At 43.4% G+C, this 19908-nt stretch carries 17 protein-coding genes; 10 read left to right on the forward strand and 7 right to left on the reverse strand.

Translation table 11 applies throughout. The features are described from left to right. Positions 1–153: 153 nt before the first annotated feature. Together metF and ahcY are read right to left on the reverse strand one after the other, a co-directional pair. Positions 154–1005, reverse strand: coding sequence for a methylenetetrahydrofolate reductase [NAD(P)H] (metF, locus tag AXE82_RS00070; RefSeq protein WP_406946748.1), 852 nt, complete (start codon positions 1003–1005; stop codon positions 154–156). Between the two features lie 157 nt (positions 1006–1162). Then, positions 1163–2551, reverse strand: a complete 1389-nt coding sequence (gene ahcY, locus AXE82_RS00075) for an adenosylhomocysteinase (protein ID WP_197931502.1) — start codon at positions 2549–2551, stop codon at positions 1163–1165. Between the two features lie 476 nt (positions 2552–3027). Here ahcY and AXE82_RS00080 point away from each other — a divergent pair, with 476 nt between their 5' ends. Beyond that, positions 3028–3807, forward strand: a complete 780-nt coding sequence (locus AXE82_RS00080; RefSeq protein WP_062330089.1) for a hypothetical protein — start codon at positions 3028–3030, stop codon at positions 3805–3807. A 162-nt stretch (positions 3808–3969) separates the two neighbouring features. Further along, positions 3970–5427: an alanine/glycine:cation symporter family protein gene (locus AXE82_RS00085; protein ID WP_228140555.1), complete on the forward strand. Its 1458-nt coding sequence runs from the start codon at positions 3970–3972 to the stop codon at positions 5425–5427. Between the two features lie 142 nt (positions 5428–5569). Here AXE82_RS00085 and AXE82_RS00090 read toward each other — a convergent pair whose 3' ends face one another. Continuing rightward, the gene (locus AXE82_RS00090; RefSeq protein ID WP_228140556.1) at positions 5570–6028 is read right to left on the reverse strand and encodes an Lrp/AsnC family transcriptional regulator; all 459 of its coding nucleotides are present in this window, start codon (positions 6026–6028) and stop codon (positions 5570–5572) included. A 164-nt stretch (positions 6029–6192) separates the two neighbouring features. On the opposite strand from AXE82_RS00090, the gene leuA reads away from it, so the two are divergent. The 5 genes from leuA to AXE82_RS00115 all read left to right on the forward strand — a co-directional run bounded on the left by leuA (position 6193) and on the right by AXE82_RS00115 (position 11188). Continuing rightward, positions 6193–7923 carry a 2-isopropylmalate synthase gene (gene leuA / locus AXE82_RS00095; protein WP_062330094.1) on the forward strand — a complete coding sequence of 577 codons (1731 nt, stop codon included), beginning with the start codon at positions 6193–6195 and terminating at the stop codon, positions 7921–7923. Between the two features lie 189 nt (positions 7924–8112). Next, positions 8113–8433: a YcgL domain-containing protein gene (locus AXE82_RS00100; protein ID WP_007116911.1), complete on the forward strand. Its 321-nt coding sequence runs from the start codon at positions 8113–8115 to the stop codon at positions 8431–8433. Between the two features lie 66 nt (positions 8434–8499). Then, the gene (locus tag AXE82_RS00105) at positions 8500–8955 is read left to right on the forward strand and encodes a hypothetical protein (protein ID WP_062330096.1); all 456 of its coding nucleotides are present in this window, start codon (positions 8500–8502) and stop codon (positions 8953–8955) included. A gap of 133 nt (positions 8956–9088) precedes the next feature. Then, positions 9089–9991 carry an AAA family ATPase gene (locus tag AXE82_RS00110; protein WP_197931425.1) on the forward strand — a complete coding sequence of 301 codons (903 nt, stop codon included), beginning with the start codon at positions 9089–9091 and terminating at the stop codon, positions 9989–9991. Positions 9992–10000: 9 nt separating this feature from the next. Then, positions 10001–11188: a vWA domain-containing protein gene (locus AXE82_RS00115; RefSeq protein WP_062330098.1), complete on the forward strand. Its 1188-nt coding sequence runs from the start codon at positions 10001–10003 to the stop codon at positions 11186–11188. A gap of 94 nt (positions 11189–11282) precedes the next feature. Here AXE82_RS00115 and AXE82_RS00120 read toward each other — a convergent pair whose 3' ends face one another. Both AXE82_RS00120 and rodA read right to left on the reverse strand, forming a co-directional pair. Further along, positions 11283–11867: a septal ring lytic transglycosylase RlpA family protein gene (locus tag AXE82_RS00120; RefSeq protein WP_062330099.1), complete on the reverse strand. Its 585-nt coding sequence runs from the start codon at positions 11865–11867 to the stop codon at positions 11283–11285. A 426-nt stretch (positions 11868–12293) separates the two neighbouring features. Beyond that, complete coding sequence (gene rodA / locus AXE82_RS00125; RefSeq protein WP_062330102.1) at positions 12294–13439, reverse strand: rod shape-determining protein RodA; 1146 nt, start codon at positions 13437–13439, stop codon at positions 12294–12296. A gap of 347 nt (positions 13440–13786) precedes the next feature. Here rodA and AXE82_RS00130 point away from each other — a divergent pair, with 347 nt between their 5' ends. Next, positions 13787–14725, forward strand: coding sequence for a D-Ala-D-Ala carboxypeptidase family metallohydrolase (locus AXE82_RS00130; protein ID WP_062330104.1), 939 nt, complete (start codon positions 13787–13789; stop codon positions 14723–14725). Positions 14726–14757: 32 nt separating this feature from the next. Here the strand turns inward: AXE82_RS00130 and AXE82_RS00135 are convergent, their stop codons facing one another. Together AXE82_RS00135 and AXE82_RS00140 are read right to left on the reverse strand one after the other, a co-directional pair. Next, positions 14758–16230: a M16 family metallopeptidase gene (locus AXE82_RS00135; protein ID WP_062330106.1), complete on the reverse strand. Its 1473-nt coding sequence runs from the start codon at positions 16228–16230 to the stop codon at positions 14758–14760. Between the two features lie 82 nt (positions 16231–16312). Further along, on the reverse strand, positions 16313–17827 hold the full coding sequence (locus AXE82_RS00140; RefSeq protein ID WP_065252216.1) for a M16 family metallopeptidase: 1515 nt from the start codon (positions 17825–17827) through the stop codon (positions 16313–16315). A 320-nt stretch (positions 17828–18147) separates the two neighbouring features. Here AXE82_RS00140 and ftsY point away from each other — a divergent pair, with 320 nt between their 5' ends. Together ftsY and AXE82_RS00155 are read left to right on the forward strand one after the other, a co-directional pair. After that, complete coding sequence (gene ftsY / locus AXE82_RS00150) at positions 18148–19359, forward strand: signal recognition particle-docking protein FtsY (protein WP_082741372.1); 1212 nt, start codon at positions 18148–18150, stop codon at positions 19357–19359. A 1-nt stretch (position 19360) separates the two neighbouring features. Beyond that, positions 19361–19894 (forward strand): methylated-DNA--[protein]-cysteine S-methyltransferase, encoded by a 534-nt coding sequence (locus tag AXE82_RS00155; protein ID WP_062334623.1) that lies wholly within the window; start codon positions 19361–19363, stop codon positions 19892–19894. Positions 19895–19908: the final 14 nt, after the last annotated feature.

Consider the following 19908-nt stretch of genomic DNA (forward strand, 5'->3'; position numbering starts at 1 on the left):
AAGATAAACTGTTCCAGATAAAATCTTTAAGATAAGCGTTATTTTGCGATGCCCCAATTTTACGATGTTGAACAGACAGTTTAACATCGTCATACTCATTTTTTGTTTGCTCTCAGTATTTGCTCTCAGATAGGGCGTAAGGTCTATCCCCAATTAAACCAATCCGAGCGCTTCAATCAATTGTTTATTTGGGCTGACTTGGTTCATGCTGTAAAAATGCATTGACGGCACGCCTTCGGCAATCAAACGCTCGCATAGATTGACCACCACTTCAAACCCAAATTGACGAATGGCTTTTTTGTCATCGCCATAGTCGGCAAGCTGCTTACGGATAAAACGTGGAATATCTGCGCCACAGCCATCGGCAAACCGAATCAAATTTGACGCATTGGTGATGGGCATAATGCCTGCGATAATTGGGAACTGATCTTGTGTCACCCCTTTTTTGGCAAGGGCATCACGCAGATATAGATAGCTGTCAGCGTTGTAGAAAAACTGGGTAATCGCTTCAGTCGCGCCTGCGCGGTATTTATTGAGCAAGTTTTGGATATCGGCATCAAAGCTTTTGGCTTGCGGGTGCATTTCTGGATAAGCAGCGACTTTGATACGAAAATAATCACCGCTATGCTCACGTATGTATTTAACCAAATCGACAGCAAAAGGCAGCTCGCCAAGACCCACCATACCCGATGGCAAATCGCCGCGCAGCGCCACCAAGCGATTAATGCCTAACGATTTATAATAATCTAATAACTCGCCAATTTTGGCTTTATCATCGCCAATGCAGGATAAATGCGGGGTGATAGGTGTGTCACTTTTTTCACTCAGTGCCTTAACGATACCTAAGGTGCGCTCACGGGTTGAGCCACCTGCGCCATACGTGACGCTAAAATATTGCGGTTTTAAAGCATTTAATTCATCAAAGGTTGCCAATAATTTGGTTTGACCGTCATCGGTCTTGGGGGGAAAAAACTCAAAAGAAAACGGCGTTGTCATGGTGGTCATGAAAGTATCCAAAATGATAAAAAATAGCACCATTATAACGGGTATAACAGTAAAAAAATTGAATTTTTTGGCATAAACATTGAGTTAAACTGCATAAAAAAGTCATGCACATGGGCATGACTTTGATTAAACCTTTAACAAATAGTAGTTATAGCTATTAGTATTTATAGCTATCAGGTTTGAATGGACCTTCAACTGGCACACCGATATAATCGGCTTGTTGCTGCGTCAATTTAGTCAGCACCCCGTTAAAGCCTGCAACCATGGCTGCTGCCACTTCTTCATCGAGTTTTTTTGGCAACACTTTGACATATAAATTTTCCGCTTTTTTGTCCGCCGGCAAATCAGCAAATTTTTCTTTAAATAAATGCATTTGCGCCAATACTTGGTTGGCAAAAGAGCCATCCATAATACGTGATGGGTGACCTGTGGCATTGCCCAAATTGACCAAACGACCTTCCGACAATAAAAGCAAGTAATCGTTTTCATCTTCTGATCGATAGACTTGGTGTACTTGAGGCTTCACTTCCACCCATTTCCAGTTGTCACGCATAAACTGGGTATCAATCTCAGTATCAAAGTGACCAATATTACAAACCACTGCGGTGGCTTTTAAGGCTTTTAGCATATCGCTATTACAGACATGGTAGTTACCAGTGGTAGTGACCACCAAGTCAGTATCTTGCATAAGGGTTTTGTTGACGCCTTTGGCAGGGTCACCTTCCACAAATGGCGAGACCAATTCATAGCCATCCATACAAGCTTGCATACCACAAATTGGATCAGCTTCCGTTACTCGTACTATCATACCTTCTTGACGTAGGCTTTGAGCAGAACCTTTACCCACATCGCCATAACCGACAACAAGCGCACGACGACCCGCTAAAAGCATATCGGTACCACGTTTGATGGCATCGTTTAGGCTATGACGACAGCCATATTTGTTGTCATTTTTTGATTTGGTCACTGCATCATTGACATTAATGGCGGGTACTTTTAGCGTGCCTGCATTGAGCATTTCAATTAGACGATGTACCCCTGTTGTTGTCTCTTCTGAGATACCGTGGATGTTGTCGAGCATTTGCGGGTAGTCGTTATGAATCAGCGCCGTCAAGTCACCGCCATCATCTAAAATAATATTGGCATCCCACAGCTTGCCCGTGGCTTCACCACCTTCAAAAATCTGCTGGCGAAGACACCATTCGTATTCTTCCTCAGTCTCGCCTTTCCAGGCAAACACAGGAATACCGGCTGCTGCGATGGCGGCAGCGGCATGGTCTTGGGTTGAAAAAATATTACAAGAAGTCCAGCGTACTTGAGCACCCAGCGCCACGAGCGTTTCAATGAGGACAGCAGTTTGGATGGTCATGTGGATACAGCCCACAATCTTGGCGCCTTTTAAAGGCTGCTCGGCTTGGTATCGTTGGCGTAAGCCCATCAAAGCAGGCATTTCAGTTTCAGCCAGTTTAATTTCTTTGCGACCGTAGTCGGCAAGGCTAATATCGGCAACTTTATAATCAGAAAAATTTGAATCAGTAGAATTGATAGACAGGGACACTGCGTCCACTCCTTAAAACCGGTAAAAAAAGTTAAAGTCAAAACGCAGATGCGGTTATTTATTTTGGATTTATTTTGGTTAAAATACAAAAAACGAGCCTAGCGCAGGCAAGCAAATATAAATTAAGCGAACCTTAAGCTGCAGCATCTCTCGATAGGCGTATTGTAAAAAAAATTAACATAAAAGTCATTCTCTTAATTGCAACATCAACTTAAGTCTTTTAAAAAAGCAACATTTTTGATAAAATATTACACTTCATCCTATGTAATTACATAAACATATAGAAAAGTTATACAAAATTAAAAGACATTGCTGAAAAATTACGTTTTAATATACCTAAGAGAAACGTAACAAAATATGTCAACTAATTTACTTTTTCTTTATATGTCATTCATCGCTTGAAAGTCTTTTAGATTTTTAAGAGAAATGGTAAATTTACTTTATCTTGTCCTTAGGAGATTTATATGAAAGTTTTGAAATTAGCGGCTATTCCTGCTGCTTTAATCGCAACTTCTGCTTTTGCTGAAACTGTCGTTGTTGATCAACAAATTGTTGCACAGCCTGTTGCCGTATCTACTACTATCTACGATCCAAACGCAGGTGTAGTAAAAAACACAACAACTCAATTGGTTACCGGTACTAGAACGTTTTTTGATACCGTAACACATCCTGCTGCTATCAGTGCCGAAGTAGGTACTTTAGGTTATGGTGCCAATATTGGTTGGGGTTTAAATGATAAAACTGAGCTTGTAGTTGGTTGGGCTGGCGGCGATATTGGTGGTTTAAAAGACACCATCAAAATTGAAGATGTTAAATATGACTTAGAAACAGATTCAAGCAATCCATATATCGGTGTGAATTTACGTCCAGCTGGAAATTGGTTTACTGTAGGTGTTGGTACGATTTTTGGTGACAACGAAATCACCTTGAAAAAACAAGCGACTGAAACTAAACCAGTTAACATCAATGGTAGACGTTACGCTAGTAACATTGAAGCCTCAGCTGAAAACAAAAACACTATGAACCCATACTTAACTCTTGGTTTCCGTCCTAATATCACTAATAACTTTGGTGTATTTGGTGAAATCGGTGCAGCTTATACGGGTGGCTTAAAAGTTACTGATGCTAAAGAGAATGGTGTGAAGAGTCCAGATCTAGCATCTGATCTTCAAAAAGATTTGGATGATTCAAATTATTCAAAATGGTATCCAATCGCTAAAATCGGTGCAACTTACCGTTTCTAATTTGTTAGCGTAAGTTTTAGAAAAACGACACTTTTGGTGTCGTTTTTTTTTGCCGAATCATTGCCAAAAGTTTGCTTTATTGATACTATCCGCTATCAATTTTTGAGGCGAGATTCATTGATGTATAACAAAGATTTAGCTTGCTTGGCGCAAGCAAGTGTGATGGATAGCATTCATTGTAGTGTCAATCTTATCAGTTCACCCATGTGGGATTGGTTGGTGTGGATTTTGATTTGTATTGGTGTATTTTTTACCGTCATGACAGGGTTTGTTCAATTTCGTTTATTTGGACATAGTGTCAAGAATTTGCTGGCTAGCCGAAGCACCGAACATCACGAGCATAGTGAGAGTATCTCATCGTTTCAAGCGTTTATGACAGGACTGGCGAGTCGCGTCGGTACAGGGAATATCGCAGGGGTTGCTATTGCCGTGAGTGTTGGCGGACCGGGTGCGGTATTTTGGATGTGGTTTATTGCCTTGATTGGGATGGCATCGGCGTTTGCTGAGTCGTCACTGGCACAGTTATTTAAGGTGCGAGATGCCAATGGGCATTTTCGGGGTGGGCCTGCTTACTATATCCGTCAGGGTTTAGGGCAAGGTTGGCTAGGTGTGGCGTTTGCAGTGAGTCTGATTTTGTGTTTTGGCTTGGTATATAATGCCATTCAAGCCAATACCATCGCCCAAGCGGTACAATCGGCGGTCGGTTGTACCGGCGATAATACCTGTGCTTCATGGGGAACGGGTAAGCATGTGGTAGCGCTATTGTTGGTTATCATTTCTGCACCGATTATCTTTGGTGGAATAAAACGGGTTGCCACCATTTCAGAAATGCTAGTACCTGTGATGGCAGGGGTGTATCTGCTGATGGCGTTGTATATTATTGTGACCAATATCACCATGATTCCGCAGGTATTTAATTTGATTCTGACCGATGCCTTTACTTTTAATGCGGCAGCGGGTGGGGCATTAGGTGGTTTGGTATCGCAGTCGATGATGCTTGGAATTAAGAGGGGTTTGTACTCTAACGAAGCAGGTCAAGGCTCTGCCCCCAATGCCGCTGCTGCTGCGGATGTGCCTCATCCCGCCACACAAGGGCTTATTCAAAGTTTGGGCGTTTTTGTGGATACCATTATTGTCTGTTCTTGTACCGCGTTTATTATTTTATTATCAAAATTACCCACCGCTGATTTGACAGGGATTCAATTGACCCAAGCGGCATTAGAAAGTCATGTGGGTTCATGGGCGCAAATTTTCCTAGCGGTAGTGCTGTTCATGTTCGCTTTTTCGAGTATTATTGGCAACTACGCCTATGCCGAAACCAATGTGCAATATCTTAAGAATCATCCAATGATTTTAAATATCTTTCGTATTTTAGTGCTCGCCTTTGTGTATTTTGGTTCTGTGGCTGAAGTGCCTATGGTGTGGGATATGGGGGATTTGATGATGGCGATTATGGCGTACATTAATCTTGTTAGTATCGTTCTGTTGTCAAAATATGTGTTTATTTTGGCAAAAGATTATTCCGCTCAAATCAAATCAGGTGTTAAGCATCCTGTTTTTAACATCAATAAATACCCCGCCATGAAAGCCAAAATCACATCGGGAATTTGGGAAAAATAACGATTAGACAATAAAAAAAGCCGTTGGTTATCAATGGCTTTTTTATTGTTTGGCTGGGCATCATAAGCGAGACCGATACATAAAATAGTGCGTTTCTTTATAGGTTTTTAAAACAGGGTTTAAAACAGCCTTTAACACCCAATCAGATAATTGATTTTTCAAACACTTGCCGTAATTCAAAACTGGTATGCACTTGTGCGATACCTTCAATACGGTTTAGACGATGCAATAAAAATTCTTCATAATGCGCCATATCTTTGACCAAAGCTTTGATAAGATAATCTTCGCTGCGCCCTGTCACAATACTACAGCTGACCACTTCAGGAAATTCTCGTAGTTTTTTTTCAAAATTTCTAAAGTGTTCTGCGGTATGTTTATCCATGCTAATGGCAATATAGACTGACAGTTGATAACCTAATTTTATAGGGTCGGTTGTGACACTATAACCCGTGATAACACCTGCATCCTCTAATTGTTTGACTCTGCGCGCACAGGGAGTAGGGCTTAAGTTTACGCTTTCTGCCAATTCAAGGTTACTCATGCGCGCATTTTCTCGTAATAGCGCTAATATTTGTCTGTCTATTTTATCTAATGAAGCCATCATAAATTCTCAATATTAGTGATTTTAACTAAACAATATAATTATAGTAGCCATAAATATCAAATTCTGTGTTTTTTATAGCAAAATTTAGTTACTTCAACTACAAAAAAATGGATATAATTTCATCATAGAATTTTAAGTAAAATTAAATGTGGAGAATTAGCATGTCAATACAACCCAAAAACGCGGCTTTTAATCATAAAAAATACCAACCCTTTGCATTTGCACCAAAGATGACCCAGCGTACTTGGCCCGATAAAACTATCACCAAAGCGCCCATATGGACGTCGGTGGATTTGCGAGATGGTAACCAAGCCTTGATTGAGCCGATGAGCATTGAACAAAAAATGCGCTTCTTTGATTTGTTGGTGCAAGTAGGTTTTAAAGAAATTGAGATTGGTTTTCCATCAGCGGCGCAGGTCGAGTATGACTTTACCCGCAAATTAATCGAAGGCGGACACGTACCCGACGATGTGACCTTGCAAGTATTGGTGCAGGCACGCGAACATTTGATTCGCCGTACCTTTGAGTCGCTAAAAGGTGCCAAACGTGCCATCGTCCACGTGTATAACTCAACCTCAAAAGTGCAGCGCGAAAAAGTGTATCAAAAAGATTATGATGACATCATTGCGATTGCGGTTGAAGGTGCAACATTATTGCGTGATTTGGCGAAAGAATACCCTGAAACCGAATGGATTTTTGAATATTCTCCTGAAAGTTTCTCGCAAACCGAGGTCGATTTTTCGGTCAAAATCTGTGATGAGGTGTGTAAAGTTTGGCGCCCGGACTTAGGTCAAAAAGTAATCTTTAACTTGCCATCAACCGTAGAAAGCTCAACGCCCAATATCTATGCCGATCAGATTGAATATTTTTGCCAAAACTTACCCATGCGAGAGCATGTGATTGTGAGCCTTCACACCCACAATGACCGTGGCTGTGCTGTGGCTGCCAGTGAGTTGGGTTTGATGGCAGGGGCTGACCGTATCGAAGGCACGCTTTTTGGCAATGGCGAGCGCACAGGCAACATGGACATCATGGTCATGGCGATGAATATGTATAGCCAAGGGGTAGACCCACAGCTTGATTTTAGTAACATGAGCGAAATCGCCCAAGTGGTGAGTGAGTGCAATCAGTTACCGATTCATCCACGCCATCCTTATGTGGGCGAATTGGTATTTACCGCTTTTAGTGGCTCGCACCAAGATGCCATTAAAAAATCGCTAGATTATAACGAGCAAAATGCCGAAACTACCCAAGGCTTATGGGATGTGGCGTACTTGCCGATTGACCCTGCTGATATCGGACGCGGCTATCAGGATGTCGTGCGTATCAATAGCCAGTCAGGTAAAGGCGGTGTTGCTTATATCTTGCAACGTGACTTTGGTTTTCATTTGCCGCGTTGGACGCAAATTGACTTTAGCCGTGTCATTCAGCAAGAAGCCGAAAGCCGCCAGACAGAGTTGACATCAGATGATGTTATTAGCGTGTTTGAAAACACTTATTTGAACCAATCTACTTTGGTGTTGCAAGATTATGAAATCAAAAACACCGCTGGCTCAGTAAGCTTTACAGGCTCTGTGCGTATGGGGGATGATATCATAGACGTCGTTGGTAATGGTAATGGTCCGTTGTCTGCCTTTATTAATGCCATCTCTGCCAAATTGAACAAAAATATTCACGTTATCAACTATGCAGAGCATGCGTTAACGGTTGAAAGTCAAAGCCCGCTCACCCAAAACAACAGTGATGCCAATGCCGTTGCTTACTTACAGTTGAATATTGAAGGTGAGATTTATTCAGGTATCGGCACTTGCTCCAGCACTGTATCAGCGATGTTAAAAGCCGCCTTGTCTGCCTTGGCACAAGCGCAGATTGCCGATACTGAGCATCATTAATTAGCTTTATAAAGCGCAAATTTATCCGTAGCTTTTATCACCAAAAGAGCAATTGCCCTAGTTGCTCTTTTTTTATGGGCTAAGATATAACATGCCCAAGCTAATAGCAAAAGGGGTGCAATTTCAGATAAACCATTTTATGGTATGATAGAGGCACTTTAAATTTTACAGTAATAATAGGGTTGTATGATGCATTGCGATATTTATAAATTTAGCAAAAAAGATGACCTGTATGTGTACATTGCTCGCCCAGATTATCCCAATGACACGGACGAGATTCGTGACTGGTTGTCAGTGTTGCCCAAGGATTTTCGTCAAGCGATTGGGCGCGAAACCTTTGTGATGCATTTGGATTTGGCGAATACGACAAAGCTTGCACGAGTCAATAAAGCAGAAGTGTTAGAAAAACTGCAAAGTCAGGGGTATTTTGTGCAAATGCCGCCTGAAGATGTGCTGTTACGCCAAGCAAAATTGAATATGGCAGAAGCGCAGCAGAACAAGTGGCAGTAGCAAAATTTTAACCAAATGAGTTGAATCATGCTAAAATAATCTATCTATTTTTGGCAAGGCAAAATTATGTTTGCATTTTTATCACTCGACCAAATCGGTAATGTGCTAGGCGAAATCATCATTTGGTGGGCGCAGCTGGTTCAAGGTGTGCCGCCAGACAAATTACCCTTATATGCTTATGTGGGATCTTCCATTGTCGTATTACTGCTTTGGATTTTAGTGGTACGGATTTTGCCAAAAACGCTTGCAGGCTTGAGTTGGATTATTCTATTTGCGATTTTGCTCACGCCCACCACTTCCCTTGGCACCCCGCCTGACATCGCACCAGCGAGTATTTCCGTGGTGTATGGGATTTTACTCAAAGATCCAGCAATTATCTTTAATGGGTTGCTACCAATTATGGTTGTCATTACAGTGGGCTGTATTTTGGGTTTTATTTGGCAAATTCTTCGAATGGGCATCGACAAAACCAACAAAAAACATGCGCTAAATAACGCCAGTATCAGCCAGCCTAGCCGCTAAGTTATGATGGTGATAAGCCAACAAGCTGTTACCGCTTAACTGTTTATAGCTTAACCTTTTACTTATAGCTTAACTTTCGCTAAAACTTATGATAGTCTGAAACTCATTTTTGACGATTATCATAGGTTTTTTTATGTCTGACCATCAGCCAAATGCTGCCATCCAAAATAGCGTCACCCAAAGTAGTTTTAAAAGTACCGATAGTTATATCGCCACTGACAGCCTAAAGCTTGCCGTTAATGCTGCGATTCGATTGCAAAAACCGTTACTCATCAAAGGGGAACCTGGCACGGGTAAAACGCTACTGGCCGAAGAAGTGGCAAAAAGTTTAGGTATGCCACTTTTAACTTGGCACATCAAATCTACCACCAAAGCCGAACAAGGCTTGTATGAGTACGATGCGGTATCACGCCTGCGGGATAGCCAACTGGGCGATGACCGCGTGTATGATATTGCCAACTACATCAAGGCAGGCAAGTTATGGCAGGCATTTACCAGTCCTGAGCGTGTGGTACTGCTCATTGATGAGATTGATAAAGCGGATATTGAGTTCCCCAACGACTTGCTGCATGAGCTTGATAAAATGTCGTTCTATGTGTATGAAACTGGCGAAACGATTACCGCCGATCATCGTCCCGTCGTTATTATAACGTCAAACAATGAAAAAGAACTGCCTGATGCCTTCTTGCGTCGTTGCTTTTTCCATTATATTGATTTTCCTGACCAAGCAACCATGCGCGAAATTGTGGATGTGCATTTTCCCAATCTACAGGCAGACTTGGTGGATGAAGCGCTCAAGGTGTTCTACGGTCTGCGTGAAGTCAAAGGCTTAAAAAAACCGCCATCCACCTCTGAATTGGTAGATTGGATTAGTTTGCTGATGGCAGATGATTTGCAAGCGGGCAGTCAAAATGCGATTGAGCGGTTGAAAAATCCAAGCGATAGCTTACCGCCCATGGCGGGGGCGTTGCTCAAAAATGAAAATGACTTGAGTTTACTTGAACGTATGGGCTTTATGCTGCGTCGTAGTCGATAGGGGATTGGTGTGTTTATCAATCTTTTTTATACCTTACGCACCTATGGCGTGCCAGTTTCCACCCGTGAATTGCTAGACCTTTATGCTTTGCTAGAAACAGGTATTGTGTTTGCCGACCGTGAACAATTCTACGAGCTGATTCGCCTATGTATGGTCAAAGACGAAAAATACTTTGATAAATTTGACCGTGCCATGGCGGATTATTTTGACGGTATTGATACACTCGATATTGACGAGCTGATGGCAAAATTGGGTAATATCCCCAAAGAATGGCTGGAACTCAAACTTGACCCCAACAATCTTACCGAAGCCCAGCGACGCCTACTCAAAAAATATGGTTCGCTTGAAGCACTCATGCAAGCCCTAGAGGAACGCCTAAAAGAACAAAAAGAGCGACACCAAGGCGGTAACAAATGGGTTGGTACAGGCGGCTCATCGCCATTTGGGGCGTATGGCGACCATCCTGAAGGTGTACGAGTAGGCGGTGAAAGCCGAAAACGCTCAGCGGTCAAGGTGTGGGAGCAGCGCAAATACCGCGATTTGGATACGGATAACCAGCTAGAAACCCGCTCCATGCAGATGGCACTGCGAAAACTGCGTAAATTCGCCCGTGATGGGGCGGCTGATGAGCTTGATATTGGCTCAACCATCAAGAAAACCGCGCAAAAAGGGATGCTCGATGTGCAGCTGCGTCCCGAACGCCGCAATCGTGTCAAAGTGCTCATGCTGTTTGATATCGGTGGCAGTATGGATAGCTATATCGAAGCCTGTGAGCGCTTATTTGCCGCTGCCAAAAACGAGTTTAAGACGCTTGAATTTTTTTATTTTCATAACTGCGTGTATGAATATGTTTGGACAGAAAATGCCCGCCGTAATGCAAGTGCCGTGCCCACATTGGATGTGCTACACAAATACGGCAGTGATTATCGGGTGATTTTTGTCGGTGATGCCGCAATGTCGCCTTATGAGTTATTATCTGTTGGCGGCAGCGTTGAGTATATGAGCCAAGATACGGGGCAGGCGTGGCTAAAACGTATCACTAACCACTTTGATAAAGTCGCATGGCTCAACCCTGAGACACCAAGCTTCTGGCAATATACGCAAACCATCGGCTTAATCAAAGATATCATGCAAGGTCATATGTACCCGATGACCTTGCATGGTATTGAAGATATGACCAAGTATTTGGCGCGGTAGTATTGTTAAGGCAATTAAAAAAGCATGAAACAATTTCATGCTTTTTTTGTGCTGATAGGCTGCTAGTTTACCTAAATCTGCTAGTCAACTAACATTAGTTTGGACCGGCCACACGCTCAATAACGACGTTGCCTGTACCGGTGCTGGCTAAGCCAATTTGTTTGGCGGCGGCATACGATAAATCTAATACGCGATGGCTTGAAAACGGACCGCGGTCATTGACTTTTACCACAACGCTTTTGCCGTTTGATTTGTTGGTTACTTTGATATAACAGTTCATTGGCAATGAGCGATGCGCTGCAGTCAATGAATTGGAATCAAAAGTATCGCCGCTAGCAGTTTTACGACCTTGAAATTGACGACCATACCAAGAGGCGACACCCGTTTGGCTAAAGCGATTGACCGTATTGGATGCAACGGCAGAAAGACGCTCTAACACGTCTGAATCTTTGCTAGCTTGTGAAGTGTCTTGGCTGATAAGTTGGCTGTCTAAGGCAAGGTTACGAGGTTGGCGGGCTGATTTGACTAAGTCTGATGCATTGTTGTGCTGGCGGGTTAACTCATTAAGTACGTGATCTAAATTGCTCGTGGCTGCTTGGGTAGTTGAGCTAAGCGCCGTTACGCCACAAAAGCAAAGTAACGTCGCTACATTAGCTAAATTCGATTGACGCTTTGACATAATGACCTCTGAACAATCGCTCTTTACGATGAGCGCCTTATATTTGGGAGCACATAAGCCTTGATATGTCATGCTTACAAATCGCTTATAGGGCACCAAGAAAATTTATTAGATTTAACAATTAGTTTACAAATTTTACTTTGTTTCGGTATGTAATTGTTCAATCTTGATGACCCACAATAAGCAATTACGCGATTAAAATCACGATTTATTTAGATAAACGGTATAAAAAAATAGATAAACGGTAAAAATTATTAAGTTTTACCATCATAATTGTTTAAAACTACTCATAAAAAGGATATCTTTTATGCTAACTCTTTTACGTTTTTTACATTTAAAAATACCAAGTTACATAAATAGTTACATAAAGAATTGTTTATAAATAGGCTATTTACAAACAAAATAGTTTTGCAAAGAGGCTGATAGTTATTTAACATTATGCGAGGCAATTGACATCACTAAACCAAATCCTGCCATCAAAGTAATTAAAGCAGTACCGCCGTAGCTGATAAATGGCAAAGGAACGCCGACAACTGGCAAAATGCCTGCCACCATGCCGGCATTTACAAACACATAGACAAAAAATGACATGGCAATCGCGCCAGAGAGTAATTTGCTATAGACAGCAGTATTGGAGTAAGCAATAAATAAGGCGCGGCATAGAATACAAAAATATAGGAACATCAGTAAACTGACACCGATTAAGCCAAACTCTTCAGAAAAAGCCGCAATAATAAAATCGGTGTGACCTTCTGGTAAAAAGTGTAGATGAGATTGTGTGCCTTGCAAATAGCCTTTACCTGTGAGTCCCCCTGAGCCAATCGCGGTTTTTGACTGCATGATATTCCATCCAGCCCCCAAGGCATCGCTTTCAGGGTCTAGCAAAGTTAAGACGCGTTTGCGCTGGTAGTCGTGTAGCAGGTATTCCCAAGCCACAAAAACAAAGGGAATAAACAGCGCCACCGCAGAGCCAATCATCCACCAAGGCAAACCCGATAAGAACAGCACAAATAAGCCACTAGACGCCACCAATAAAGAGGTACCCAAGTCGGGCTGTTCAGCGATTAGCAGCACTGGAATACCAATCGCCACCAGCGTGATAAGCACTGTCGATAAACTTGGCGGCAAGTCGCGTTTGGATAAAAACCAAGCAGTGAGCATCGGCATGCCAAGCTTCATAAATTCTGACGGCTGCACACTACCAAACCCAGGAATATCAATCCAGCGCTGCGCACCCAGTCGCACTTCACCAATAATTTTGACCAGTATCAGTAATCCCACGCCACCCACATAAAAAAACGGGGTAAAATCACGGTAAAGACTGGGCGGGATTTGCGCCATCACAATCATCACCACAAACGCGATGGTAAAACTAATGGTTTGACGGATGACCAACCCCATGTCTTGAGCAGAGGCACTGTATAAAATGGCTAAACCGAATAAAGCGGTGACAAACAATAGCATCAATAACCAAGGGTCTAAATGCACGCGCTGCCAAAAGGAGGGTAGACTGTCATTACCAAAGTGATGAGCTTGCCTAGAAAAACGGTACTGTCCAATCTTATCTACCATACACACCAAACATCAAATTAACCCGGTGACAATAAGTCTGTAAAAAGACACAAAAATAGGCTCAATAGTTTATATGGCTTAATGTGATTTTGGTAGTCTTAATAATGTAATAGTTTATAACACTTGTTTCATAGAAATAAGTCACTATATTAAGTGAGCTATTAATTCACCTTAATTATGTAGTGAACATAACTATCAAGTGAAAATCAAGTTAAGTGAAAATTAAGTTAAGTAAAAACAATTATCAAGTAGGCATGATTACCTAAACATATCAAGCCTACTTTTTTGACAGTTGCTCATAAGTCCGTGGTGTTTTTCCATTTTGACGAAACGTGAATAGGCAGTCCATGACACATCAAAACAAGACCAAAAATAAACCAAGCATTATCGAAGACAACGCGCAAACAGTAAAGTATGGCAAGCCCGAGAGTGCCAATACCAAGAATATCAACATTACCAAGACTCAGAATACCAAAACCAAGATTTTAACAGGCATTGTTGGCTCAGGGATGATAATGACATTGCTTATCGCGTGTAATCATCCTGTCACACCCGTCGATAACCGAAAACCTACTACGACCATCGTTCATAAAACCCAGCCAAACCCTAAAAATCCCACCGTGACACAGACTGACAATATGCGCGGTCTTATTCTCAACCGTCAAAACCCAACCCGACCTACAACAGATTATGGCGCACTCAAAAATAGCCCACGATACAATAGTAACGTCGTTTATACCAATGATGCAGATTTTAAAGATTGGCTGGCTAGCCACAGTTATAAGCAATCAGAAGTGTTGGCTTATCAAAATTACTTGCAAAGCCAATTGGGCACCATTCCGCCGATGGATCAGTTAATCACGAGTGCCAGAGATGCACGGCGCTGTGGTTTTGAGCCGTATGAAGTACCGCCTGCATCGCTGTGGCAAAATATCGTGCCCACCCTGCAAATGCTGCAGCAACTGCAAAAACAAGGTTATTTGCCGTATTCGACAGTGATACGCTCCGTGTATCGAAACCCTGCATTAAATGATTGTGCGGGCGGCGCGGGGGAGAGTAAGCACATGACCAATGGCGCAATTGATATTTGGATACCTGAAAACGAAGCCAATAAATGGGCGATAGAAAGCACCTTTGATGGGCTTTGCCAGTTTTGGCAGTCCAACGGGCAAGCTTATAGTTTTGGACTCGGCTTATATCCGACAGGTTCGGTGCATCTCGATACACAAGGCTTTCGAAAATGGGGCGCAAGCCATAGCTCAAGCTCATCACCCTGCCGTTTTTAACCCTGTCGCAACTGTTGAGCTATTAACATTGGCTATTTAGCGGTTTTTGTTGTGTCTGGCGTGGCGTTACCAACCGTCACAATCAAAAACTTGTTAGGGTCAATGAGGTCTTTATAGCTTTGATTGACAGCGTTAAGGTCGGCGCGCTGTACGCGCGTCACGTAATCGGTCAAGTAACTATCTGGCAGCTGATAAAACCCCATCATACTAACTGTGGCATTCATGGCGGCATTGCTAGCAAAGCTGGTGGGGAAACTGTTGATTAGACTGTCTTTGGTTAAAGCCAATTCGTTTGGCGTTACCCCTTTTTCTAGCGTATTGTTAATGACTTGCTTGGTCGCTTCAATTGCTTCTTGCGACTTTTGGTTACGGGTAGAAAAACTAATGGTATAACCACCTTGGGCAAGCATCGGCGTGGTGCTGCTATAAATGCCATAGGTGAGCCCGCGTTTTTTACGGATATCTTCCATCAATCTGGCTTGAAAATTGCCACCCCCGACGATTTCATCGGCAATGGCAAAGTTGGTTTGATGCTGCAAGCCTAAAGTATCCACCACGCGTTTTTGACCCAATTGCCCCATCAAGACGGTGGTTTGGGTGCTGTCAAATGGGATATGAATCGTTTTAGCGGCGTTCAAAGGCTTGGCATCGGCAAGCTTTGGGGCAGCTGTGCCAACGGGCATTTGAGCGGTTAGCTGATTGGCAAGCGCCCGCGCGCGCTCAAGACTGATATCGCCTGTAATGGCAATATTTGCGTTCTTCGCTACCAAAAACTGCTGGCTAAAAGCTTTAAGATCGGTCGCATTAATTTTGGCAATGCTGTCTTCTGTGCCTTGGGTGGGGTGGGCGTAGGGATGATTGCCATAAAGCGCGTTAGCAAAGGCTTTGGTTGCGATGCTATTTGGGTCTTCTTTGGCTTGTTGCAGACTGATTAGATACTGGGCTTTGGTACGCTCAAAATTTTTGTTTGGAAACGTAGGCTGGGTCATCATATCGCTCATTAAACCAAGCGCAGGGGATAAACGCGCCTCATCAGATAGACTGCGCAAACTCACAATAAACATGTCTTTATAAGCACGGGTAGATAAATCAATCCCAAGCTGCTCACTGGTTTCGGCAATCTCATCTTCGCTTTTATGGCGTGTGCCCTGATCCAGCATACTCGCGGTCAGGCTGGCAATCCCAAAACCGCCTTTTTTAATGGCTTCATCACGAGCTGAGCCTGCATTAAAATACACACTGACATCCACAATCGGTAAATGATGGGTTTGTACCAAAGCGACTGGGGTACCCGAATCCGTTGTAAAGTGGATGATATTTGGTAATGTCACTTTTAACGGTGCCGTGGTTTTTAGACTGGTTAATTTGTCTAAAGCGGCAATGGGTGCAGTGGGGTCAACATTGGCACTACTGTGAGCATCGCTATGGGTGGCAGGTTCGGCATAGCCCGCTTGCGTGGCAATGGTGGTCATTAGTAATAAGATTTTAGCTAAGCTTGGTTTCATTTTTTTTCTCAAAATTCTAAGAATGGTCTGACAGCAATGTGGGCAAGTCAAGTCAGGATAAATTAAGTTACTGGTTTTATAGTTATTGCGTGGGTTTATTTGCTTTCACCACATTGAGCACGGTTAAATTGTCGTTAACCAAATATTTGCTAGCGGCAGCGTGTAAGTCACTTTCTGTGATGCCATCTAAGGTTTTGGGTAGGTTAAACACCATCCGGTCATCAAGCCCAATGCTGTTTAGACTGCCAATCATCTGCGCTTGTCCGCTGATACTATCTTGGCTATAAATCAAGCTGGTCATGGTGTTGGTTTTGGCACGGGTCAGTTCACTTTTTGCAATCGGTTGGGTTTTGAGCGCGTCAATTTCAGCAATGATTGCTTGTTTGGCTTGGGCAAGCGTAACGCCATCTCGCGGGGTGGCTTGGATTAAAAATAGCCCATCGCCCCGACTAAAGGCACTGTAACCACTGCCGACTGAGGCTAGTAGCTGTTTTTCTCGTACTAGGCGTTTTTCTAGGCGTGCAGATAGACCGCCATCGAGCACATCGGCTAGTAGCGATAGACTATAGGCGGTTTTGGGGTCTTTTGCTGTGGTAAGCGTAGGCACGTTAAACGCCATCATGACCATTGGCACTTGCACGGGTAGTTGCATGGTTTTTTCTTGATAACCACGAAAGCCTGGCTGTATCACACTGGGGCGCGTTGGCAGGGTTTGCGGTTTTTTATCGGCAAAGTATTTTTTGACTTCATTGATGGCATCTGTCGGATTGACATCGCCCACGATTACTAAGGTGGCATTGTTGGGTACATACCATGTTTTATACCACTCCGTTAGGTCTTTTAATCCAATGGATTCGATTTCTGCCATGGGACCAATCACCGATTCCCCTTTGGGGCTATTGGGATAAGCCATTTTGCTAAACTGCTCGTAGGCGCGGGCGTTTGGGTTGTCATCGGTGCGCTGGCGGCGCTCTTCCATCACCACTTGGCGCTCGGCGGTAAAGTCACTGTCTTTTAGCTGTAAATGGCTCATTCGATCGGCTTCAAGCTCTAGGGCGAGCGCTAAGCGATTGGCAGGGAAAATTTCATAATAGGCGGTGTAGTCATAGCTGGTAAAGGCATTATTGCTACCGCCAAATTTGGCAATAAGGCGTTCAAAATCCGCTGAGGACACGTTTTTTGTTCCCTTAAACATCATATGCTCAAGCAAATGCGATATGCCGCCTAAATGAGTGGGTTCATCCGCGGCACCCACGCGATACCATATTTGGCTGATTACCACAGGGGAGCGGTGATCTTCTTTGATTATCACCTTTAAGCCATTAGCCAGCGTATATTCATGGCGCGTTGCTGCCCTATCGCTGTCAAAAGCTGTGGTGCTTGATGTTTGCTGGTTTGTATCGGTTACCGCGTTAGCAGTTGGGTGGGCGTTAATAGGCGTATTGGCTACAGTCGAGGTAGTTTTGCTCGGCATGGTTTTGGCTGCGATGGTCTGCGCAGTGCTGCAAGCTGATACACTGAGCGCATAGGTCAGGGTGGCAGCGAGGATGGTAAGGTTAAAAAATGTAGGCTTTGACACAGGGTTTCGGTTTAACATAGTTTCTCTTTAACTTTTAATCTTTAATCTGGTTTTTCTGATTGTGGTGCAATGGGGTTTGCAGGCATTATAAAAGATAAACCATGATAACGGATGTTGGCATTGATTGCTATTTGAAAGCCCACGGTATGATTAAATGTGACTAAATACGAGCTGCAAGTTTTTAGCGCAGCAAGCTGTAAACGGACAGTTTTTTCCCATACCACACATCCTATGGGTTTAAGGGGTTGACAGCATGTTTATTTCAAACTGCGAACAAACACTGTTATAATTTTATACATCTCGATATTTTAATGACAAATTTAACCATAGGCGATGATATGAGTAGCAACCAATTTAATAAAAATGCTTCTAATAAGGTGGTAATTAATTTTAATAACCAACCGACTAATTTTGATGATGCTACGATTCCCAATCTGCCTGTGCAAGATGTGCCAATTATTGAAACGCCGCGTATCGCTGAAGCCGCCCAAACGTCAACGCTGCAAACACCTGCGACACCCCAATCTGTGTCACCAATGCCGCAAAGCCAACATCAAGGACAGCCTGCACCCACACAGCAGCCATCTGCCAGTGTTGCTGAGCCAAGCGCAGAGCCTGAACAAAAAGGCGGTTGGTTTAGCCGCATGAAGCAAGGCTTGTCAAAAAGTCGTAAAAATTTGACCGAAGGCTTAACCAATATTTTGATTGGGGGTAAAGAAATTGATGATGAGCTACTTGAAGAAGTCGAAGACCAACTGTTGGTCGCCGACATTGGGGTAAATGCCACCAATCGCATTATCAAAAACTTGACCGAAGCCACTGCACGCGGCGATTTGATTTATTCGCATTCACTGTATAAAGCGCTACAAAAAGAACTAACCGATATCTTGACACCCAAAGTTGCACCACTGGTGGTGGATGCTAGTACAAAACCGTTTGTCATCTTGGTCGTGGGGGTCAATGGCGTGGGTAAAACCACCACCATCGGTAAACTTGCCAAACGTCTGCAAGGCGAAGGCAAATCAGTGATGTTGGCAGCGGGCGATACGTTCCGTGCGGCAGCCACCGAGCAATTGCAAGTTTGGGGGGAGCGCAATAATATCCCTGTTGTCGCCCAAGGTCATGGCTCAGACAGTGCCTCGGTGATTTTTGACGCCATTCAATCTGCCAAAGCCCGTGGCATTGACGTGCTGATTGCCGATACCGCAGGGCGCCTACAAAATAAAACCAATTTGATGGAAGAGCTGAAAAAGGTGATTCGGGTCATGCAAAAAGCCGATCCGACAGCGCCGCATGAATCCATGATTGTGCTCGACGCGGGTACAGGACAAAATGCCCTAAATCAAGTAGAAATCTTCAATGAAGCCGTGCCATTGACAGGCGTGACCGTGACCAAATTGGATGGTACGGCAAAAGGCGGCGTGGTATTTAATATCGCTGAAAATACCAATGTGCCGATTCGTTTTATTGGCGTGGGTGAAAAAATTGATGATTTGCGCCCATTTCAAGCCGATGATTTTGTCAAAGCGCTATTTGAAAAAGATGAATAACATGATAATGACGTCTTATCAACTTGCGAAAAATTTGCCAACGGTTACGCTTGTGGCGCATCAAGGCTGTTTGATTGCGCTCGATTGGCATACGCAAAAGACTCATGACCTATTAGCTAAGCTCAAGGTAAAAGTAGCCGTCATGAATTCGGTAGCGTTAAGTCACTCGATTGATGCCGATGCAAAAGTGCTAGTAGAGACCATCACCCAGCTAAAAGAGTATCAGGTAGGTCAGCGACAAGTATTTGATATGCCCATAGCCATAGCCACAGGCACACCCTTTCAGCAAAAAGTATGGCAAGCATTACGACAAATCCCTTACGGTCAAACAATCAGCTATGCCCAGCTTGCCAAACAAGTTGACAGCCCCAAAGGATTTCGCGCAGTCGCGCAGGCCAATGGTCGCAACCCACTAAGTCTCATCATTCCTTGCCATCGCGTGATTGCCAGCGATGGCAAATTGGGCGGTTACACCGGTGGGGTTGAGATTAAGCAAACATTGCTCGATATAGAGCAAGCAAGTTATCAGCGATAAACAATAACCTAATG

The organism is Moraxella osloensis, from assembly GCF_001553955.1.
In the GTDB taxonomy this organism is placed as follows: domain Bacteria; phylum Pseudomonadota; class Gammaproteobacteria; order Pseudomonadales; family Moraxellaceae; genus Faucicola; species Faucicola osloensis.